Annotated in this window: 17 protein-coding genes and 1 tRNA gene; 4 read left to right on the plus strand and 14 right to left on the minus strand. The window is 75.3% G+C overall.

The genetic code is table 11. The features are described from left to right. Positions 1–10: 10 nt before the first annotated feature. From O7619_RS18945 to O7619_RS18965, 5 genes are all read right to left on the minus strand, one after another. Positions 11–343, minus strand: a complete 333-nt coding sequence (locus O7619_RS18945; RefSeq protein WP_007071104.1) for a small basic family protein — start codon at positions 341–343, stop codon at positions 11–13. After that, the gene (locus O7619_RS18950; protein ID WP_282282352.1) at positions 340–1,281 is read right to left on the minus strand and encodes a DUF881 domain-containing protein; all 942 of its coding nucleotides are present in this window, start codon (positions 1,279–1,281) and stop codon (positions 340–342) included. The genes O7619_RS18945 and O7619_RS18950 overlap by 4 nt, the downstream gene beginning before the upstream one ends. Then, positions 1,278–1,913 carry a CDP-alcohol phosphatidyltransferase family protein gene (locus O7619_RS18955; protein WP_282282353.1) on the minus strand — a complete coding sequence of 212 codons (636 nt, stop codon included), beginning with the start codon at positions 1,911–1,913 and terminating at the stop codon, positions 1,278–1,280. Before O7619_RS18955 ends, O7619_RS18950 begins: the two co-directional genes overlap by 4 nt. Positions 1,914–2,180: 267 nt before the next feature. Next, positions 2,181–2,651: a MarR family transcriptional regulator gene (locus O7619_RS18960; RefSeq protein WP_282282354.1), complete on the minus strand. Its 471-nt coding sequence runs from the start codon at positions 2,649–2,651 to the stop codon at positions 2,181–2,183. 46 nt (positions 2,652–2,697) lie between these two features. Then, on the minus strand, positions 2,698–3,885 hold the full coding sequence (locus O7619_RS18965; protein ID WP_282282355.1) for a PP2C family protein-serine/threonine phosphatase: 1,188 nt from the start codon (positions 3,883–3,885) through the stop codon (positions 2,698–2,700). Between the two features lie 198 nt (positions 3,886–4,083). Here O7619_RS18965 and O7619_RS18970 point away from each other — a divergent pair, with 198 nt between their 5' ends. The 3 genes from O7619_RS18970 to O7619_RS18980 all read left to right on the plus strand — a co-directional run bounded on the left by O7619_RS18970 (position 4,084) and on the right by O7619_RS18980 (position 5,721). Further along, positions 4,084–4,965, plus strand: coding sequence for a universal stress protein (locus tag O7619_RS18970; RefSeq protein WP_282282356.1), 882 nt, complete (start codon positions 4,084–4,086; stop codon positions 4,963–4,965). Positions 4,966–5,041: 76 nt separating this feature from the next. Further along, on the plus strand, positions 5,042–5,251 hold the full coding sequence (locus O7619_RS18975) for a phosphatidylethanolamine-binding protein (protein ID WP_281941336.1): 210 nt from the start codon (positions 5,042–5,044) through the stop codon (positions 5,249–5,251). Beyond that, positions 5,248–5,721: a hypothetical protein gene (locus O7619_RS18980; RefSeq protein ID WP_282282357.1), complete on the plus strand. Its 474-nt coding sequence runs from the start codon at positions 5,248–5,250 to the stop codon at positions 5,719–5,721. Before O7619_RS18975 ends, O7619_RS18980 begins: the two co-directional genes overlap by 4 nt. On the opposite strand, the gene O7619_RS18985 is transcribed toward O7619_RS18980, so the two are convergent. Continuing rightward, on the minus strand, positions 5,718–5,921 hold the full coding sequence (locus tag O7619_RS18985) for a hypothetical protein (RefSeq protein WP_282282359.1): 204 nt from the start codon (positions 5,919–5,921) through the stop codon (positions 5,718–5,720). The two genes, O7619_RS18980 and O7619_RS18985, sit on opposite strands and share 4 nt — an antisense overlap. A gap of 128 nt (positions 5,922–6,049) precedes the next feature. Here O7619_RS18985 and O7619_RS18990 point away from each other — a divergent pair, with 128 nt between their 5' ends. Beyond that, the gene (locus O7619_RS18990) at positions 6,050–6,706 is read left to right on the plus strand and encodes a hypothetical protein (protein ID WP_282282360.1); all 657 of its coding nucleotides are present in this window, start codon (positions 6,050–6,052) and stop codon (positions 6,704–6,706) included. 9 nt (positions 6,707–6,715) lie between these two features. Here the strand turns inward: O7619_RS18990 and O7619_RS18995 are convergent, their stop codons facing one another. The 8 genes from O7619_RS18995 to fdh form a co-directional block, all read right to left on the minus strand. Then, the gene (locus O7619_RS18995; protein ID WP_282289002.1) at positions 6,716–6,901 is read right to left on the minus strand and encodes a hypothetical protein; all 186 of its coding nucleotides are present in this window, start codon (positions 6,899–6,901) and stop codon (positions 6,716–6,718) included. 68 nt (positions 6,902–6,969) lie between these two features. Continuing rightward, positions 6,970–7,167, minus strand: coding sequence for a hypothetical protein (locus tag O7619_RS19000; RefSeq protein WP_107157830.1), 198 nt, complete (start codon positions 7,165–7,167; stop codon positions 6,970–6,972). 45 nt (positions 7,168–7,212) lie between these two features. Beyond that, entirely contained in the window at positions 7,213–8,976 is a 1,764-nt protein-coding gene (gene selB, locus O7619_RS19005) for a selenocysteine-specific translation elongation factor (protein ID WP_282282361.1), read from the minus strand. A gap of 5 nt (positions 8,977–8,981) precedes the next feature. Further along, positions 8,982–10,277, minus strand: a complete 1,296-nt coding sequence (gene selA / locus O7619_RS19010) for an L-seryl-tRNA(Sec) selenium transferase (protein ID WP_282282363.1) — start codon at positions 10,275–10,277, stop codon at positions 8,982–8,984. Between the two features lie 21 nt (positions 10,278–10,298). After that, positions 10,299–10,394: transfer RNA gene (locus O7619_RS19015), tRNA-Sec, on the minus strand. A gap of 45 nt (positions 10,395–10,439) precedes the next feature. Next, positions 10,440–11,546, minus strand: coding sequence for an NrfD/PsrC family molybdoenzyme membrane anchor subunit (gene nrfD / locus O7619_RS19020; protein ID WP_282282365.1), 1,107 nt, complete (start codon positions 11,544–11,546; stop codon positions 10,440–10,442). Then, positions 11,543–12,589 carry a 4Fe-4S dicluster domain-containing protein gene (locus O7619_RS19025; protein WP_282282366.1) on the minus strand — a complete coding sequence of 349 codons (1,047 nt, stop codon included), beginning with the start codon at positions 12,587–12,589 and terminating at the stop codon, positions 11,543–11,545. Before O7619_RS19025 ends, nrfD begins: the two co-directional genes overlap by 4 nt. Further along, positions 12,582–15,908 (minus strand): formate dehydrogenase, encoded by a 3,327-nt coding sequence (gene fdh, locus O7619_RS19030; protein WP_282282367.1) that lies wholly within the window; start codon positions 15,906–15,908, stop codon positions 12,582–12,584. The genes O7619_RS19025 and fdh overlap by 8 nt, the downstream gene beginning before the upstream one ends. Between the last annotated feature and the right edge of the window lie 6 nt (positions 15,909–15,914).

The raw sequence follows: 15,914 nt of genomic DNA on the forward strand, positions 1-15,914 counted from the left end.
CGCCACCAACCTACGCCCGGAACAGGTGCCGACGAATCGCCGCCACGTTTCCGAAGATGCGCACCCCGAGCACGACCACCACACCCGTGGACAACTGACCACCCACGCCCAACTGGTCACCCAGATACACGATCAGACCCGCCACCAGCACATTCGAGATGAACGACACCACGAACTGCTTGTCGTCGAAGATCCGGTCCAGCTTCGCCCGCACCCCACCGAACACCGCGTCCAACGCGGCCACCACCGCGATCGGCAGATACGGCTGCAACGCCGCCGGCACCGTGGGATCCAGATACACCCCCAGCACCACACCGGCGAGCAACGCCAGCACCGCGATCATCGGCCACCTCCGGAAGGGCTGGAAGAAACACCCGAGCCGGACGGCCCAGGACTGGACGAACCCGCGACACCCGAACCCGACGGACTCGGACGCACCGAAGGCTCGGCGTAGCGTAGCTGTGGCTCCGGAGCCGCCGGGAGCGTGAGGTCGTCGACCTCCTTCACCCCGAACGACAACCCCGTCGTCCGCGCGACCTCCCGCATCAACCCCGCCGCCCGACCGTCGTCGAACGTGTCCCGCATCGACCCCGGCCCGATCGCCCGCACCTCGTACGGACTCGTCACCGGCCGGTAGTCCACCAGGATCGCCTCACCGGCCTGCCGGATGGTCGACGTCGCGGTCAACCGCTGCCCGTTGATCGACACCGCCTCCGCGCCCGCCGCCCACAACCCGTTCGCCACCTTCTGCAGGTCGGAGTACAACACGTGCGACGGGCCGGCCTCCGCCCCCGTCACCGCGTCCGTGTCGCGCGGCGCGTCGGCCAACCGCACCACCACCCCGTCCCCCCGCACCCGACCCAGGCCCGTGCCGGCCTCAAGATTGCGCAGCCGGGACGCCTGCGAACCGCTCAACGCCGCGTCCCGCTGCCGGCCGACCTCCTCGCGCAACTGCTCCGCCCGCGCGGTCAACCGGTCGGTCTCCGCCTCCCGCTGCTTGATCGCCTCGATCAGGCCGGCCCGCGCGGTCGCCCGACTCGGCTCCTCCGCCACCGTCTCCCGGTATGCCACCGCGAACAGGAACCCGATCACCGCCAGCACCACCAGGCTCACCGGCCGACCCAGCACCTCCCGCACCCGCGACACCGGACCCGCCGCCCGCCGTGCCGCCGCGTCGGCGTAACCCGGATCCAGCGGATTGCGGAACAACTCGGTCAGGAAGTCCGGCGCGTACACCCGCGCCGACGGGTCCCGTTGCCCGTCCCGGGGCGCCGCCGTCATGCCGTGACCCCCGCGCGGCGCGCCCGCATCGCCAGCACCAGACGCCGCGCCTGCACCACGTACATCGCGCCGGCCACCCAGTAGAGGACAAGACCCCACCAGCCCAGGCCCCAGCCGATCGCGCCCGCGACGGTGGCCACGCCCGGCGCGGCGTCGGCCAACAGCAGGATCGGGAACGCCGCCAGCAGCAGGAACGTCGCGGTCTTGCCCATGTAGTGCACCGGGGGCGGGCCGTAGCCGTAGCGGCGCAACACCCCCAGCGAGCCGAGCAGCAGCAGCTCACGGGCCAGCAGCGCCGCGGTGAACTGCCAGGGCACCACCGCACGGGCGGTGAACGCCAGCAACGTGGCCAGGATGTAGAGCCGGTCGGCCAGCGGGTCCAGCAGCTCGCCCAGCCGACTCACCTGTCGCAGGCGTCGCGCGATCCAGCCGTCGACCCAGTCGCTGGTGCCGCCCAGGGCGAGCACCACGACGGCGACCGCGTCGGCCCGGGCCACGAGGAAGAGATAGAGGAACAGCGGCACGCCGAGAAGCCGGACGAAGCTGATCAGGTTGGGCAACGTGAGGACGCGGTCCGCGGAGACCGTCGCCGCATCCCCCGGTTGCTCCGCCGGAGCCGGCCGATGCGACACCCCAACCCCCCTCCGCAGCACGGTCCGGCGGCCGAACGTTCGGCCGCCGGAGGAACGTGCGCGTTGTCGGCCGGTCGGATGCCGGCGCCCTCCCCGATGCGGCCCACCATCGAACGGATCATGGGCCGGCCAGTTGCGCTGCCACTATATCGGGCTGCCGGCGCTCCTCCGGTGCTTGCGCTGCGCGGCTGCTCAGTGTCGTGACGGTGGGGACCGTCACATCCGCTAAAGCATCCTAGGACACTGGTGCGGGCGGTGGCGCGCGGATCAGGCCGTACGGGCGGTGGAGTCGGAGCCGGCCTGCGGCGTCGCCACCGTGGCCGCCTGGCCGAACGCCAGCAACGCCAGCAACAGCTCGTGCTGCACCCGGTGGGGCATCCGGTCGAGCACCGCCTGCACCGCCCGGTGCCGCCGCTCCTGCAACTCCCGCAGCAGCGACTCGGCCGCGCTCGTGGGGATGAGCCGCACCTCGCGCCGGTCCCGCGGGTCGGCCGCCCGGCGCAGCAGGCCCACCGCCTCCAGCCGGTCACAGAGCCGGCTGGCCGACGACGGGACCACGTCCAGCAACTCGGCCAGCCGGTTCACGTTGGTGTCGGGATGCGACACGATCAGCGACAGCACCCGTAGCTGGGTGGGCGAGACGCTCACCGTGTGCCGCGAGGTGGCGGAGTCGAGCACACCGATGAGCGCCTCGGCAGCCGCCTCGACGGCCGCGGCAAGATTCGGAGGTCGCTCCACCCGCTGTCCCCTGCGATCGTCTCGCTCGTGTTCGCCCCGCCGCTGGTCACCGCCGCGTGACGTCACCCGACCGGCTGGAACCGCGCCAGTCCAGGCAGACGACTACCGCGTCGTCGCGAAGATCCGCGTCGACATGGTACGCGTGCAGTTCGCGCATCACCGTACCAACTGCCTCGGTGGCCGGCTGCAACCGAGTGGACCGCATCGCCCGCGCCATCGCCCGCGCGCCGTAGGGCTCCTGCTCATCCGGCTCGGCCGCGTACACCCCGTCGCTGACCACGAAGAGCCGGTCCCCCGGCTCCAACCCGAACTCCTGCACCGCGTACCGCGTCTCGGCGAACATGCCGAGCGGCAACTGCTGCTCCAGGCTGACCGGGGTGACCCGGCCGCCGCGCAGCCGCAGCACACGCGGGGAACCCGCGTCCACCGCCCGCACCACGCCCCGCCGGCCGTCCAGCTCCAGCAGCAGGGTGGCCACGTGCCGCTCGCCCCGGTGCTGGTAGAAGATGGTGTCGGAGGCCAGCTCGGCCTGCTCCACCAGGCTCCCGCCGGAGCGGCGCGCGTTGCGCATCGCGTTCACCGTGACGGCGGTGAGCAGCGACGCGGACAGCCCGTTGCCGGCGCCGTTGAGCACCGTCAACGTGAGCCGGTCACTGTCGACGGACCAGTCGAAGTGGTCTCCGCCCACCGTGTACGCCGGCTCGAGCTGCCCGGCGAGCAGCACGTCGCCGTGCTCGACGCTGCGCCCGGGCAGCAGGTCCCACTGCATCTCCGCGGCCATGCTGAGCCGCTCCCGCCGGCGTACCCGGCGGTAGCGGTCGGTCTCCCGGTCGGCCGCGCGGACGGCCACCGCCAGGTCGCCCGCGGCGTCCCGGGCCGCCGCCACCGTCGCCGCGTCCGGAACGCCGGGAAACTCCACGAGGAGCACGCCCAGCCGCTCGCCCCACACCGACAGCGGCAGGTAGGCCCGGCAGCGGCCGTCGTCCGCGGTGTCCAACACCGGCTGCTGGCTGCTGAAGCAGCGCTGCGCCACGCCCTGCGAGCGGAGCGGGACGCCGTCGGCGTGCTCCTGGTCCCGCACCGGCCACAACCCGCTGGACCGGTAGTCGGCGACGAACACCTCCGCCCGCGCGGCGCCGAGCGTCTGACGGAGCACCGCGTCCGCGGCCTCCGGCAACTGGTCGGGTGGCGCCGTGCGCAGGGCACGCGACACCGGTCCGGACGCCTCCGGCATGTGCTCATCCTCCGAGAACGACGATTGCCACAGGGCAAGCATCATACGGAGGGCCACCGACACCGACGTCGTCGGCTCAGCCGGCCGGTCGACTCCCCCGTGGTATCGCCACGGCGGGGGCGCGCCGGCCGCGATACTGGCCGCGGGTCGAAGCCACCGGCGCGTGCCCCGGCCCGGCCGGCGACGAGGAGGTACGGGGTGAACTCGGCGAACGGCGCGGCGGTGGTGGTCGGCGTGGACGGCTCGGAGTCGGCGTCACGGGCGGTGCGCCTGGCCGCCCGGGAGGCCGCCCGGCGGAACCGTCCGCTGCGGGTGGTGCACGGATTCATCTGGCCGCTGCTGCGCGTGCCGGTGACCGCGCCCGACCACGCGCCGCCCGGCGCCGGCCTGCGCCACCAGGCCGAGCAAGTGGTCGGCGACGCGGTCGCGACCGCCGCGGCGCAGTGTCCCGGGCTGCGCGTCACCGGCGAGATCATCGACGGGGAGGCCGCCGCCGTGCTGCTCGGCGAGTCCCCGACCGCCGCCCTCGTGGTGCTCGGCAACCGGGGGCTCGGCGGATTCGCCGCGCTCGTGGTCGGCTCCGTCGCGATGCAGGTCGCCTCGTACGCCGACTGCCCGGTGCTGGTCGCCCGCGGCACGGCCGACGACGCCGGGCCGGTGGTGGTCGGCGTCGACGGGTCGCGGCGTTCCCGGGCCGCGGTCGAGTTCGCCGCCGCGACCGCGTCCTCGCGGGGCGCCCGGCTGCACGCGCTGCACGCCTACACCCACCCGACCTCCGCGGGCCCCGGCGACATGCAGCCCCTGGTGTACGAGGAGGGGCGGCTGCGCGGCGAGGAGGACGAGGTGCTCGTCGAGTCGCTGGCCGGGATCGAGGAGCGCTGGCCGGACGTCGCGGTGACCCGCGAGGTGGTGCACGCCCGGCCGGTCGGCGCCCTCACCGCGGCCTCCCGCGCGGCGCAGCTCGTCGTGGTCGGCCGGCAGGGTCGCGGCGAGCTGAGCGGGTTGCTGCTCGGCTCGGTGAGCCAGGGGTTGCTGCACCGCGCCGACTGCCCGGTCGCGGTGGTCCGCGCGCCCGACTGAGCCGCCGCGGACGGTTGGCGCTGCCCGGGGCGGGTAGACGGGGCGGACAGCCGGAAGCGACCGCGAGGAGGCAGCGATGCCAGGACCACGGCCGGGCAGCAACGCGTACGACAAGCAGCGGGCGCGGTTGCGCGACCGCGTGGAGCAGTCCGGACGGGCCGCCGACCAGGAGGCGAACCAGGTGGCCAACCGGATCCTCCAGGACGACCGGGGTCAGCGTGGCGTGGTCCGGGGCGACCGGACCTACGGGCCCAAGGGCGAACGCGAACCGGGCGACCCGAAGTGAGGGCGGCGCCCCTGGTCGACGGCGCCATCGCGGGCGCCGTCGGCAGCGCCGCGCTCAACGTGGTCAGCTACCTCGACATGACGTTGCGCGCCCGCCCGGCCAGCACCACCCCGGAGACGACCGCCGGCCGCCTCGCCGACGTGGCGCACGTCGACCTCGGGCCGGGCGAGGAGGCGGCGAACCGGCGCGCCGGCCTCGGGCCGATGCTCGGATACGTCACCGGCGTCGCCGCCGGCGCCGCGTTCGGCCTGCTCGCCGCCCACCGCCGGATGCCGCTGCCGGTGGCGGTGACGCTGCTCGGCGGCGGGGTGATGGCCACCTCCGACAGCTCCATGACGCTGCTCGGCGTGACCGACCCGCGCACCTGGCGCCGGGTCGACTGGCTCTCCGACCTGGTGCCACACCTGGCGTACGGGCTGGTGGCCGCCGCCACCTGGCGGAGGCTGCGGCCACCGTCACGCTCCGGCTAGCGGTCGCTGTCGTCCTCGGCCACCGGCTCGCCGGCCGGACCGTACGGCGACACCTGTCCCTTCGGCACCGGCCGGCCGGCGTCGCCGCCGGACGTGCCGGTGCCGCGCGAACGGTCGCCTCCGGCGTCGGCCTTGCGGCTGTCCTGGCTGGTCGCGCCCAGGTCACTGCGGCGCAGTTCCTCCTGCTGCGGCTTGACCACAGGTCTCTCCTTCCCGGTGGGAACGCGCGGTGCTCGGCCGCGCGCCTGAGCCGGTTACCCGCCGCCGCCGGGCGCATTCCGGCAGTGGCGTGGGGTCTGGGCCGGCGCCGGACGGGTACCCCGGTGCCATGCCGGACGATCGGAACGTGGCGCGGGCCCTGCTGGACCGGCAGTCCCGCACGTACGCGGAGGAGGCCGGGATCGCGCTCGCGGACCGGCCCGGCCCGCTCTACCAACTGCTGGTGCTGACGACGCTGTTGAGCACCCGGATCCGGGCGGCGGTGGCGGTGGCCGCGGCCCGGGAGCTGTTCACCGCGGGCTGGCGTACCCCGCAGGCGATGGAGGCGGCGAGCTGGCAGGACCGGGTCGACGCGCTGGGGCGGGGCCACTACCGGCGCTACGACGAGCGGACCGCCACCATGCTCGGCACCGGCGCCCGACTCTGCCTGGACCGGTGGCACGGCGACCTGCGCCGGCTGCACCGCGAGGCCGGCGCGGACCGGTCGGTGCTGCGCCGCCGGCTCACCGAGTTCCCCGGGATCGGCCCGACCGGGGCGGACATCTTCCTGCGGGAGGCCCAGGCGGTCTGGCCGGACGTGCGCCCGTACGCCGACCGGCGGACCCTGGCCGGGGCGCGGCGGTTGGGCCTGCCGGCGAACCCGGGCAGCCTGGTCGGGCTGGTCGGGGAGGCCGACTTCGGGCGGCTGGCCTCGGCGCTGGTGCGGGTGGCGCTCGGTGAGGAGTCGGCCGGCGAGGTGAGCCGCACCGCGGCGGCGGGCCGCTGAACCGCCGGGCTACTTCGCCGGGCCGGGTCGGGTCAGGTGCCAGGCCAGCAACGAGGCGAGCAGGGCGAGCAGCACCACCCCGCCGGAGACGCCGCCGCCCTCGCCGCCTCCGGCCCGGTGCCCGGTGACGCCGAAGTAGATCACCGCCAGGCCGGCGAGCACGGTCACGAACGTCCGCATTCCTCGGTCCCTCACGTCCCGGACGGTACGGCCGGCGGCGGCGTCGCCGGCCCGTTTCGCCCCGGTCGTCCCCCGTCCGGGGGTCAGTCCGTCTCCAGGTCGTCGAGGGAGACGGCGTGGGTCATCAGCCAGCGGGCCAGCGCGGCCATCCCGAACAGCCACAGCGGCGCCGACTCGGTGGTGCCGTTCGTGGCGAAGATGGCGAACCGCAGGTCCGGGGCCCGGTACGCCTCGATCCGCCACCTGTGGTTCTTGTCCCGCCAGACCGCGGAAGGGTCCATGGCGTCACGGTAGGTGACCGGGCCGGGTCGCCGGTGGCGGTTGGCTCAGCCGGGCGGACGGACCACCTCGCGGGCGTCGCCGGGCAGCCGGCGGGTGGCCCCGCGACGATCCAGCAGCTCCAGCAGCGGCACCGCCACCCGGCGGGTGGTGCCGAGGGCCTGCCGGGCGGCGCTGAGCGTGAACGGCTGCGGCAGCCCGGCGAGGACCCGCACCGCGTGCTCCGGGGCGCCCGGCAGCAGCACCACGTTCTCGGCCAGCCTCAGCAGCTCGCCGGCGCGCACCGCGGCCCCGATCTCCCGGGGGCCCAGGCCGAGGTCGGCGAGGTGGTACGCCTCGGGGGCCTGGAACGGCCGGTCGCCGTACTCGGCGCGGACCGCCGCCACGGCCCGGGCCACCGGTTCCGGCAGCGTCCCGGCCGGCGCGGCGGTGACCAGGCCGGCGTGCAGTCGCAGCGGCGGGCGCAGCAGCGCCGTCACCAGCGACCGATCCGGCAGGCCGAGGCGGTGGCGCAGCACGTCGACCGGCACGCCGGCGGCGAGCGGCTGCTCGGCCGCGTACCGGGTGACCTCCGCGGTGAGCCGCCGGCCCAGGTCCCGCCAGTGGTCGGGGTCGGCCAGCCAGTCCCCGGCCACCGGGGTCGCGGTCGGCGGCACACCCATCCGGGTGAGCTGCCCGGCCCGGACCAGCCGCCGGCGGCGCAGCTCGCCGGCCGGGTCGGGGCGTCCGTCGAGGCCGGCCAGGACGGTGGCACGGGCCGCCGCCGCGCCCCGGCGGCGCAGCGGCGGCGGGTCCACGTCCAGCACGGTGATCCCGCCGGCGACGTGCCGCCGGCCCGGGTCGCGCAGCAGCGCCCGGTCGCCGACGAGCAGCGGCAGCGGGCGGGCCAGGCGCAGCCGCACCGTGTCCGCGCCCAGCGGCCGGACGTGGGCGGGCACCGCCGCGGAGCCGACGTGCAGCGTGAGGGTGGCCGGCAGGTCGGCGGCCGGGTCCCCGGCCAGGCGCACGTCGAGCAGGTCGGTGCGGCCGAAGCGGCCGGGGCTCAGCAGGGCGTCGCCGCGCCCGACCCGCTCGCGGGGCAGGCCGCGCAGGTTCGCCGCCACCCGGGCCACCGCGTCGACCCGGGGGTGGGCGACGCCGAGCGCGTGCAGGCCGCGGACCCGCACCGGCTCCCCGGTGGCGGCGAGTTCGAGGTCGTCGCCGACACGCAGCCGGCCGCCGCCGAGGGTGCCGGTGACCACGGTGCCGCTGCCGCGCACGGTGAACGCCCGGTCCACCCAGAGCCGCACCGGGGCGTCCCGGTCCGGGTCGGGCAGCCGGGCGACCAGGCGGTCCAGGGCGGCGCGCAGCTCGGGCAGGCCGGCGCCGGTGACCGCGGAGACCGGCACCGCCTCCACGTCGCCGAGCGAGGTCGCGGCGAGCTCCGCGCGGGCCCGCGCCGCCGCCGGCCCCGGGTCGGCCAGGTCCGCGCGGGTCACCGCCAGCAGCCCGTACGACACCCCGAGCGCGTCGAGCGCGGCCAGGTGTTCGGCGGACTGCGGCATCCAGCCCTCGTCGGCGCCGACGACGATCAGCGCGGCCGGGACCGGGCCGACCCCGGCGAGCATGTTCGGCACGAACCGTTCGTGCCCGGGCACGTCGACGAAGGCGAGGGTGCCGCCGGAGGGCAGCGTGGTCCAGGCGAAGCCCAGGTCGATGGTCATGCCCCGGCGGCGTTCCTCCGCCCACCGGTCCGGCTCCATCCCGGTCAGCGCGCGGACCAGAGTGGACTTGCCGTGGTCGACGTGCCCGGCGGTGGCCACGACCCACACCGCGCTCAGCCCTCCGGGACGCGCAGGATCGCGGCGCGCACGTCGTCGTCGGCGGTGTCGGGCACGGCGCGCAGGTCCAGCAGGAGCCGGCCGTGCAGCACCCGGCCGAGGATCGCCGGGTCGCCGGTGCGCAGCGGCAGCGCGTACCGCTCGGGCAGGCTCAGCGCCCACGAGTCCAGCTCCACGCCGGGCGCGCCGCCGCCGCCGACGACCGCCGCCGCCGGCACCACCTCGGCCTTGCAGCCGTCGGCGGCGAGCAGGTCGCGCAGCCGTTCGGTGCGGGCACGCAGCCGGCCCGGGTCGGCGTGCAGCGCCGCACCGGTCGGGGTGGCCGGCGCGTGCAGGGTGGCGGCGAGCGCGGCCAGGGTGAGCTTGTCCACCCGCAGCGCCCGCGCGAGGGGATGCCGGCGCAGCCGGTCGACCAGGTCGGCGGCGCCGAGCAGCAGGCCGGCCTGCGGGCCGCCGAGCAGCTTGTCGCCGCTGGCGGTGACCAGGTGCGCGCCGGCGCGCAGCGTGGTCGCCGCGTCCGGCTCGTCGGGCAGCAGCGGGTCCGGGGCGAGTAGCCCGGAGCCGATGTCGGCGACCACCGGCGCGCCGAGGGTGGCCAGCTCACCGACCGGCACGGTCGAGGTGAAGCCGGTGACCAGGAAGTTCGACGGGTGCACCTTGAGCACGAAGCCGGTGTCCGGGCCGATCGCGGCGGCGTAGTCGGCCCGGGTGGTGCGGTTGGTGGTGCCCACCTCCCGCAGCCGGGCGCCGGTGCTGGCCAGCAGGTCGGGCAGGCGGAACCCGTCGCCGATCTCGACCAGCTCGCCGCGGCTGACCACGATCTCCCGGCCGGCGGCCAGCGCGGTGGCGGCCAGCACCAGCGCGGCGGCGCCGTTGTTGACCACGTGCACGGCGGGCGCGTCGGGCACGGCGGCGGCGAGCGCGTCGAGCGTGTCCCGGCCACGCCGGGCCCGCCGCCCGGTGGCCAGGTCCAGTTCCACATCGGTGTGCCCGGCGGCGGCGACCAGCGCGTCCACGGCGGCCGGCGCGAGGGGGGCCCGGCCGAGGTTGGTGTGCAGCACGACGCCGGTGGCGTTCAGGACCGGCCGTGGGGTGCGTCCGGTCAGCCCGGCCAGCGCCGCGTCGCGTACCCCCTCGGGGGTGAGCTCGCCGCGGCGGGCCCGCTGCTGGGCCGCGACGATCGCGGCCTTGACCCGGTCGCGGCCGAACGTGCCGGCGGCATCCGCCAGCGCCGGGTCGGCGAGCAGCGCGTCGGTGCGCGGCACCCGCCGACGCGGGTCCACCTCACGCATCGGCGCTCCCCGGGACGGTTGTGGCGGAGACGGACGGGAATCGAACCCGCCTGGCCCGGGTCCCGGACCACACCGGTTTTGAAGACCGGGAGGGGCACCAGCCGCCTGAACGCCTCCACGCAGCAGTCAACCACAGCGTCCGGGCGGTCGCCCGGCGAGGTCTCAGGCCGCGCGGTCGAGGCGTTCGCGCTGCGGGACCACCGTGTACTTCGGGTCGCGCGCCGACGCGACCCCGCCGTGGAAGATGCCGAAGCGGGTGCAGACGGAGGCGGCGAGCAGCGCGCCGCCGGAGGCCGCGGAGACCAGCCGGCTGCGGCGGCCGAGCCACGCGCCGGCCACCCCGGCGGCGGTGAGCGCCCGCCCGACGCGCAGCAGCTTTCCCGCGGCGCCCTCCGCGTAGGGCTCGCTGAGCAGGCCGAGCCGGTTCTCCACCCGGTGCGCGCCCCACAGCTCCAGCGCCGCGCCGGCCACCGCGAGCCGCCGCGCCGGCCCGGCCTGGTCGGCGGGCGCGGCCAGCAGCCCGACGCCGGCGCCGCTGGCGAGCGCGCTGCCCGCGAAGATGACCGGCAGTTCCGGGTACGCCTCGTGCCACGACGGGACCGCCGTGTCGGCCAGCAGCACCCCGGTGTACGTGGCCAGCGCCGGCGCGGTGACGGCGGCGACCAGCCCGGCGGCGTGCCCGGCCGGCGGCAGCAGCCGGCGGGCCAGCCCGGGCACGCCGCGCTCGGGCAGCCGGGGCGCCGCCTCGGCGACCGCGGCCAGCCCGGCGGCCGGGCCGAACACGCTGAGGACCCAGGTGCCCACCGACATCGGTGAGGTCACCTTCGCCACCCGCAGCATGTGGTGGAAGCGGCTCGGCCGGCCCAGGTCGTTGATCAGGAAGTAGGCGCTGGCGCCCACCGCCGCCAGCGAGCCGACCCGCCCCGCGCGGCGCAGCGCCGGCCGCCCGGTGAGCTGCCCGCCGGCGGCCAGCAGCGAGGAGCCGGCGGCGAGGCCGCCGGTGAACAGGTACGCCGCGATGTCCCACCGCCACACCGGCGGCTTGAGCACCGGCCGACCGTAGTAGGAGGTGAACTCGGCCGGCGGCACGGTGAGCTGCTCACCACCGCCCTTGCCGCCACGGCGACGCCGTGCGGCGGGGCGCGGGGCCGGGCCGGAGTCGGTGCGGCCCGCCCCGGTCACGGGCCGGCTGCCGAGGCCGTTCTGCTCGGCGGTCAGCCGCTCCCGAAAGCGGCGGAACAGGTCACCCACGGGGCGGTCCGGGCTCACGACGACCCTCCGACGAACGCGGCGACGGTCGCCGCCGCCATGGCCAGCGCGGCCAGCCCGGCCCGCTTCCACATCTTCGGCAGGTCCCGGGTGGTGACCACCGGGTCCGGCGGCAACCCGTACACCTCCGGCTCGTCGAGCAGCAGGAAGAACGCGCCGTCGCCGCCGACCCCGTCGCCGGGGTCGTGGCCGTAGAGCCGGGCCTCCGGCACGCCGCGTTCGTGCAGCGTGGCGACCCGCTGCGCGGCCCGGTCCCGCAGCTCGTCGAGCGGGCCGTACTGGATCGACTCGGTGGGGCACGCCTGCGCGCAGGCCGGGGTCATGCCGGTGCCCAGCCGGTCGTAGCAGAGCGTGCACTTCCACGCCCGGCCGTCGTCCCTACGCTGGTCGATCACGCCGTACGGGCAGGCGGGGATGCAGTAGCCGCAGCCGTTGCAGATGTCCTCCTGCACCACCACCGTGCCGAACTCGGTGCGGAACAGCGAACCGGTCGGGCACACGTCCAGGCAGGCGGCGTGCGTGCAGTGCTTGCAGACGTCGGACATCATCAGCCAGCGGAAGTCGGTGCGGCTCTCCGCGCCGGTGCCCCGCCCCGGCGGCTGCGCGCCGGGCATGCCGAGGAACTCCGGGCCGGCGGACATCCGCGCCGCCGCTTCCGGGCGTCCGGACGGCAGGCCGGGGCTGGTGCCGGTGTCCGGGGCCGCGGCGGCGCCGGCCGACGCGGACGTCGGACCGCTGGACACCGCGCCGGTCGGGTCGCCGGCGAACGGCGGTGTGCGGTGCCCCGCCGGGCGGGGCTGCTCGATGAACGCGACGTGCCGCCACGAGTTCGCGGTCAACGCGCCGGTGTTGTCGTAGGACATGCCGAGCAGGTCGAAGCCCGAGTCGGGGACGCCGTTCCACTCCTTGCAGGCCACCTCGCACGCCTTGCAGCCGATGCAGACGCTGGTGTCGGTGAAGAAACCCATCCGGGGCGGCGCGGACACCCAGCCCGCGTCGGGGGCCGGGTCGAGCGGTCCGTACAGGCTGTTGGGGTCAGGCATTCCCGTCTCCGTCGCGCGCCGCGGCCTCGGGCGTCTGCTCGTCGGTGCTGCCGGCCGCGTTCTCGCCGCCCAGCACGTCGGTGGTCACGATCGGCACCCTACGGTCCGGGGTCATCCCGGCCCGCCGCTGGTAGTCGCCGACCAGGTCGAGCAGCGCCGGCCCGGTGGGACGCCGACCGGGCCGGACGTCACACGTGCCGACCTTGCTCTCCTGGATGAGCACGTTCGGGTCCAGGGTGATGCCGAACAGGTCGTTCGCCGAGTCGCCGGTGACCAGCCCCTCGCGACCGAAGTGGTAGGGCAACCAGACCTGGTGGATGATCCGGCCGTCCACCCGCAGCGGGGTGAGCCGGTCGGTGACCAGCACCCGCGCCTCGATCACCGCCCGCCCGCTGATCAGGTGCGCCCAGCCGAGATGCGCCAGCCCCACCTCGGCGGCCAGTTCCGGGGACACCTCGACGAACATCTCCGGTTGCAGCTCGGCCAGGGGCGACACGGTACGGCTCATGCCGCCGGCCGTGTGGTGCTCGGTGAGCCGGCTGACCGTGAACACGTACGGGAAGACCTCGCTGTGCGGCTCCGGCGGGCTCGGGTTGATCCGGTTCACCGGGTGCTCGTAGACCTTCCGGGTCGGGTTGGCCTGCTGCCCGTAGAGCGGGTTGCGCATCGGCGACTCGGCCGGCTCGTAGTGCGTCGGCAACGGGCCGTCGAGCACGCCGGTCGGCGCGTACAGCCACGCCTTGCCGTCGCCCTGCATGACGAACGGGTCGTTCCCGGCGAGCGCCGCCGGCCCGGAGGCGTCCTCCGGCGGCCGGTACGTCGGCGGCTTGGTCTTCTCGAAGTCCGGCACGTCGTAGCCGGTCCACTCGCCGGCGTCCGGATCCCACCAGACGTACTTCTTGCGTTCGCTCCACGGCCGGCCCTCCGGGTCGGCGGAGGCGCGGTTGTAGAGCGTGCGCCGGTTCGCCGGCCACGCCCACCCCCACTCCGCGGCCACCCAGTCCTGCTCGTGCCGGGACCTCCGGCGGGCCGCCTGGTTCACCCCGTCGGCGTAGACGCCGGCGTAGATCCAGCAGCCGACGGCGGTGGAGCCGTCGGCTTTCGCCTCGGCGAACGCGTTCAGCGGGCGGCCGGTCGCCACGTCGAAGCCGTTGATCTCCTTCAGCACCGCCTCGGCGCTCGGCTCGGCGTGCGCGCCGTGCGTCGGATAGTCCCAGACCAGGTCCAGCAGCGCCCGGTCGCGGGGCTTGGTGGAGGCGGCCAGCTTCTCCCGCAGCACCCGGCCCAGGTGATAGAAGAACCACAGCTCGGAGCGGGCGTCGCCCGGCGGGTCGACGGCCTTCTCCCGCCACTGCAACAGCCGCTGGGTCTGGGTGAACGTGCCCTCCTTCTCCACGTGCGAGGCCGCCGGCAGGAAGAACACCTCGGTCCGGCACTCCTCCGGCACGATCTCCCCGGTGGCGATCTCCGGGCTGTTCTTCCAGAACGTGGCGCTCTCGATCAGGAACAGGTCGCGCACGACCAGCCAGTCCAGGTTGGCCATGCCCAGGCGCTGGGCCCGGCCGTGCGCCGAGCCGACCGCCGGGTTCTGCCCGAGCAGGAAGTAGCCCTTCACGTGCCCGTCGATCATGTTGAGGACCTGCTGGTAGGTCCCGTGGTCGCCGGTCATCCGGGGCAGCCAGCCGTAACCGAAGTCGTTCTCCGGCGTCGCCGCGTCCCCCCAGTACGCCTTGAGCAGGCTCGCCGCGAACGCCCGCGAGTTGCCCCAGAAGCCCTTCTGACCGGGGTGCCGAATGCTGTCCACCCACTTGTCGAACGTCGGGTGGTCGGCGTGGTGCGGCATCGGCAGGTAGCCGGGCAGCAGGTTGAACAGCGTCGGGATGTCCGTGGAGCCCTGGATGCTGGCGTGCCCGCGCAGCGCCAGGATGCCGCCGCCCGGGCGGCCCATGTTGCCCAGCAGCGTCTGGATGATCGCCCCGGTGCGGATGTACTGCACGCCGACGCTGTGCTGCGTCCACCCCACCGAGTAGACGAGCGCGCCGGTGCGCTCCCGACCCGAGTTCTCGGTCCAGGCGCGGGCCAGCTCCAGGAACTTGTCCTCCGGGATGCCGCAGACCCGGGCCACCATCTCCGGGGTGTAGCGGGAGAAGTGCCGCTTGAGGATCTGGTAGACGCAGCGCGGGTGCTGCAACGTCTCGTCCCGCCGGGACTGCGCCGGCACCGGCTCGCCGTGCGACTCGTGCTCCAGCCCGGAGGCCGAGTCACGCTCCTTGCCGCTGCCCCGGTTCGTGGTGCTGCCCTCGTGGCCCTCGTACTGCCAGCTCGCGTGGTCGTAGGAGCCGGTCTCCGGGTGGTAGCCGGAGAACAGGCCGTCCAGGTCCTCGGTGTCGGCGAACCGCTCGCTGACGATGGTGGCCGCGTTCGTGTACGCCAGCACGTACTCCCGGAAGTCCAGCTCGTTGTCCAGGATGTACCGCACCACGCCACCGAGCAGCGCGATGTCGGTGCCCGCCCGGATCGGCAGGTAGGTGTCGGCGAGCGCGCTGGTGCGGGTGAACCGCGGGTCGACGTGGAAGACCTTCGCGCCGCGCTTCTTCGCCTCCATCACCCACTGGAAGCCCACCGGGTGGGCCTCGGCCATGTTGGAGCCCTGGATGACGATGACGTCAGCGTTGGCGAGGTCCTGCTGGAAGTCCGTCGCGCCGCCGCGACCGAAGCTGGTCCCCAGACCGGGGACGGTGGCGGAGTGTCAAATGCGGGCCTGGTTCTCGATCTGGAGCGCCCCCATCGCCGTGAACAGCTTCTTGATGAGGTAGTTCTCCTCGTTGTCCAGCGTCGCGCCACCGAGGCTGGAGATGCCGAGCGTCCGGTTCAGCGGACGACCGGCGTCGTCGACGTCCTCCCAGGTCTCGTCGCGGGCGGCGAGGACCCGGTCGGCGATCATGTCGAGCGCGACGTCGAGGTCCAGGTCCTCCCACTCGGTCGCGTACGGCCGGCGGTAGCGGACCTTCGTCTGCCGCAGCGGGCTGGTCACCAGGCTCTTGCTCGCCGAACCCTTCGGGCAGAGCCGGCCGCGGGAGATCGGGCTGTCCGGGTCGCCCTCGATCTGGGTGATCTGCCCGTCGGAGTGGTAGACGCGCTGCCCGCAGCCGACCGCGCAGTAGGGGCAGACCGACCGGGCCATGCCGTCGGCGGTCTCGGTGCGGGCGGTCAGCCCGGCGGACCGCGCCGACTGCGCGGCGGCGCCGCGACCCAGCGGGTCGGTGCCGGTCAGTTGCCGGTATACCGGCCACCCCTGGATGAACGTCTTCACCCCCACCCGGGC

The organism is Micromonospora sp. WMMD998, from assembly GCF_029581235.1.
In the GTDB taxonomy this organism is placed as follows: domain Bacteria; phylum Actinomycetota; class Actinomycetes; order Mycobacteriales; family Micromonosporaceae; genus Micromonospora.

Coding starts and splice junctions, on each gene's coding strand:
- O7619_RS18975 (WP_281941336.1), top strand. CDS start 5,042: ATGCCAGGACCACGGCCGGGCAGCAACGCGTACGACAAGCAGCGGGCG.
- O7619_RS19000 (WP_107157830.1), bottom strand. CDS start 7,167: ATGGACCCTTCCGCGGTCTGGCGGGACAAGAACCACAGGTGGCGGATC.
- O7619_RS19025 (WP_282282366.1), bottom strand. CDS start 12,589: ATGCCTGACCCCAACAGCCTGTACGGACCGCTCGACCCGGCCCCCGAC.
- selA (WP_282282363.1), bottom strand. CDS start 10,277: ATGCGTGAGGTGGACCCGCGTCGGCGGGTGCCGCGCACCGACGCGCTG.
- O7619_RS18965 (WP_282282355.1), bottom strand. CDS start 3,885: ATGCCGGAGGCGTCCGGACCGGTGTCGCGTGCCCTGCGCACGGCGCCA.
- O7619_RS18945 (WP_007071104.1), bottom strand. CDS start 343: ATGATCGCGGTGCTGGCGTTGCTCGCCGGTGTGGTGCTGGGGGTGTAT.
- O7619_RS18990 (WP_282282360.1), top strand. CDS start 6,050: ATGCCGGACGATCGGAACGTGGCGCGGGCCCTGCTGGACCGGCAGTCC.
- O7619_RS18950 (WP_282282352.1), bottom strand. CDS start 1,281: ATGACGGCGGCGCCCCGGGACGGGCAACGGGACCCGTCGGCGCGGGTG.